Source organism: Aliikangiella sp. G2MR2-5, from assembly GCF_015687155.1.
Taxonomy (GTDB): domain Bacteria; phylum Pseudomonadota; class Gammaproteobacteria; order Enterobacterales; family Kangiellaceae; genus Aliikangiella.
Map to the genome: position 1 here is coordinate 1 of NZ_JADPQF010000013.1, position 3,374 is coordinate 3,374.

The 3,374-nt window shown below is 40.5% G+C and carries 3 protein-coding genes; all 3 read left to right on the forward strand.

Going from position 1 to position 3,374, the window contains the following annotated elements:
• Nucleotides 1-1,996: RHS repeat-associated core domain-containing protein (locus IYN84_RS21610; protein WP_305852104.1), on the forward strand; the 1,996-nt coding region annotated here is incomplete at its 5' end.
• A 7-nt stretch (nt 1,997-2,003) separates the two neighbouring features.
• Nucleotides 2,004-2,549 carry a hypothetical protein gene (locus tag IYN84_RS20775; RefSeq protein WP_196141203.1) on the forward strand — a complete coding sequence of 182 codons (546 nt, stop codon included), beginning with the start codon at nt 2,004-2,006 and terminating at the stop codon, nt 2,547-2,549.
• Nucleotides 2,550-2,706: 157 nt separating this feature from the next.
• Nucleotides 2,707-3,374: transposase (locus IYN84_RS20780; RefSeq protein WP_196141204.1), on the forward strand; the 668-nt coding region annotated here is incomplete at its 3' end.

The window sequence follows — 3,374 nt, forward strand, 5'->3', positions numbered from 1 at the left end:
AATAGAGACTTATCAGTATGATGAGTTGCAGCGGCTAATCAATGCTAATAACTCGCAAGAAACTACGATCTATCGTTATGACGCAATAGGTAATCGAAGCAGTCGCGCTGACAGCGAAAAAAGTAGCATACTCTCATATGCTAACCAGTCCTCTTTGCTTGAGTTGAAAGATACAATACTCGATGAAAATACAGTTAGCTCCATAGAAACTCCCAACCTGAAATACAAATTGGAAGAGGCTGCAGGCAGTCAATATGTTTATGATTCTATCGCAGGCGATTTCGGGACTGTTTATGGAGGTGTCACTCTGGAACAAGCAGGTTCTCCTGACAGTGCTAGAAGCGCATATTTTAATGGCGCAACCGGCTCATTTATTAAGCTTGGAAACTGGAAGATAAGCACTGCGACCGTTGAAGCCTGGGTAAAAACCAGTGATGCGGGAGCTGGTTCAAGAGCAATAGTCGCAAAAAAATATGCCTACGGTGTATTTATGATAGATAACGAGTTAATGGTATATGACTACAAAATCAATAAGCGTCACTATACCGGTATCAGGCTTAATGATGATAAATGGCATCATATTATATTTTCATTCCAGGGAGGTGTTGAAAACGGAAGCAGCCTTTATGTTGATGGTGAAAAAGTACTGAGCTTGACCTACAGCATTAGATATCACACTGAAAACCTGACAATTGGTGCGGGCACCATGTATGGAAATTCCCACAATTTCAAAGGACTAATTGATGATGTGGCAATTTTTAATCAGGTGCTTACACCGGAGCAGGTTTCTGAACGTTATGCTGCCAAAGGGGAAACAGTTAATACAGCGTTCACCTACGACCCCAACGGCAACACCATCCAGAAAGGTGAATTCACTTTCTCCTATAACGATGCCAACCGAATGGCGACCAGTAGCGTGGGCGGTCTGGTTACCAACTATCAATACAACGCCAAAGGAGAGCGTAGTGTTAAAACGCGAAGCGGCGTCGAAACCCATTACATTTTTGATTTAAATGGTCAGTTAATTGCCGAAGCCGATGGTAACGGAAATATTCAAAAAGAGTATGTTTACTTTAATGGTCAGCCTTTTGCGCAAGTGATTGGTGATGATGTTTATTTTTATCATAACTCTCACTTAGGTGCGCCAGAGTTAATGACCGATGCGAATCAAAATATTGTTTGGCAAGCCAGTCATACGCCATTTGGATTAGCAACGGTGACCAATGAAACTATTGTTAATAATATTCGTTTCCCCGGCCAATATTATGACGATGAGTCGGGTTTACATTACAACTACTTCCGGGATTACGACCCGGAGATTGGAAGGTACATTCAGAGTGACCCGATTGGGTTAGCTGGGGGGATTAATACTTATGGGTATGTGTTGGGTAACCCAGTAATGTATAGTGACCCTTATGGGTTGTGTGTTGGTATCCTTTGTCCAACAAGACCAGTACCTCCCGGAGGAGGGAGTTCAGCAGACCTATCTAAACAGAAGTATGATCCATATGATATTTATTCACCTGACCCTAGCGATTGGTCGAAAAACAGTGGCGTTAGTTCTCCACAAAATCAATTAGGTGGAGGAGCAACTCTAGATAGTGATGTTCAAAGCCAGTTATTTGGCGAGAGTCCTTTTGCTGACTTTTGGGGAACAAATCCTTTTGGTGATGATGGGGATGAAGATGAGTGCGCCAATACTCATGAACATCATTCAGACCCTAAGTTTTTGGGTGGAAAACCAAATCAACCATTAACAAGAATGTCTGATTGGCAACATAGGCAATTACACAGAGACATGAATAAGTTTCTGAGAGATAGAGTGAACCAAAATGGACATCATATGCGCCCCCAAAGTAATAACCCAGGAAGTGCTATAAGAGAACACTTTACCAGAAAACAAAGATTAGAGGCTTTGAGAGATTTTTACCGGGGGCCGGGGAGTAGATATACTCAGGCAGCAAAAGACTTCTTTAGTCAACATCCACACTTGTAGGTGAAAAATGCTATATAAAATAAGTTGTCACGATAACGATTTATACTTTTTTGATGAAGGGGAGTTTAAGAGATGCCCTGAATGTAACGAACTTTTGGACAAGTGGAATGAAGATTTATCCAATACAAAAATATCCAAACGTTTAAAGGCAGATATTTCTTGCAGTTATGATGGAGTGACCGTTGTTTCAAGTAGGTTTAAAGATGTTTGTGAAGCTAACGAGTTAACAGGACTCAATTTTTATCAGCTAAACAACGACTATTATTGGATTCTTCCTGACTCAGTTATTCGTTTTGACTCAGGCAGAAAAGGATTAATATTCGAAGAGAAGTGTTCTGAGTGTAATAATTATGAATCAGTAGTTGGAGCAAGCCCTGTAGTATTATTGGAGTCAAGTATTCGTAAAGGAAACTTTGCGAAAACTGACTTGGAGTTCGCTTCGAATGACGAAAAACATCCTCTTATTATTTGTGATGAGAAAGCTTACTCTGTTCTATCTAAATCAGACTTAAAAGGTCTATTAATTACAAAGATTGAGCAAACATTTAACTAATGTAATTAAAAATATAGTAGCGTAGCCTTTATGAAGCCTGCGTAATAAAGGGAAATATTAAAGGTTAATCGTTGCTGATATTTTGCTATTTTATAACCGGAGATAAGGGGTCAGGCACATTTTACAATGAACAATGCTTGCTGTATGATAATTAACCATGCCTAGACCCACCCGCATAGAATACCAAGGTGCTTTTCATCATGTGATGAATCGTGGTCGTCATCGACGCACCATATTTCATGATACGCGCTACTTTGAGGCCTTTCTTAAGACTCTCGAAGAGGCACATCAACGATTTGATGCCGTCATTCACGCTTATTGCTTGATGAGCAACCATTACCATCTATTGATTGAAACCCCTAAGGCGAATCTCGGCCAGATAATGAAGCACATCAATGGACTTTACACCCAACGTTATAACCGACTCAAGAAGGTTGATGGCCCTTTGTTCAGAGGACGTTATAAATCAATTTTGTTGGATGCCGATGCGTACCTACTTCAACTCAGCCGATATATCCATCGCAATCCGCTGGAAGTTAAACGAGTTATGGTCAATCAATTGGAAGATTATCGGTGGTCGAGCTATGCAGCTTATCTCAATAAGGTCAAAGCACCAGATTGGTTATACCGGGAGAAAATCTATCAAATGCTGGGACAAAGACAACGCTATGTGGGATATGCTAATTATGTTGAAAAAGGTATTGATGAAGATATTAAACGTTTCTACAACAAAGGAAATGTTTTATCAGTGCTCGGCGATAAGGAATTCAGGGAAGCGAGAAGAAGTGAAAATGAAGACTTAGATTTGGCTCGCCTACGAAGCGT

Coding starts and splice junctions, on each gene's coding strand:
- IYN84_RS20775 (WP_196141203.1), top strand. CDS start 2,004: ATGCTATATAAAATAAGTTGTCACGATAACGATTTATACTTTTTTGAT.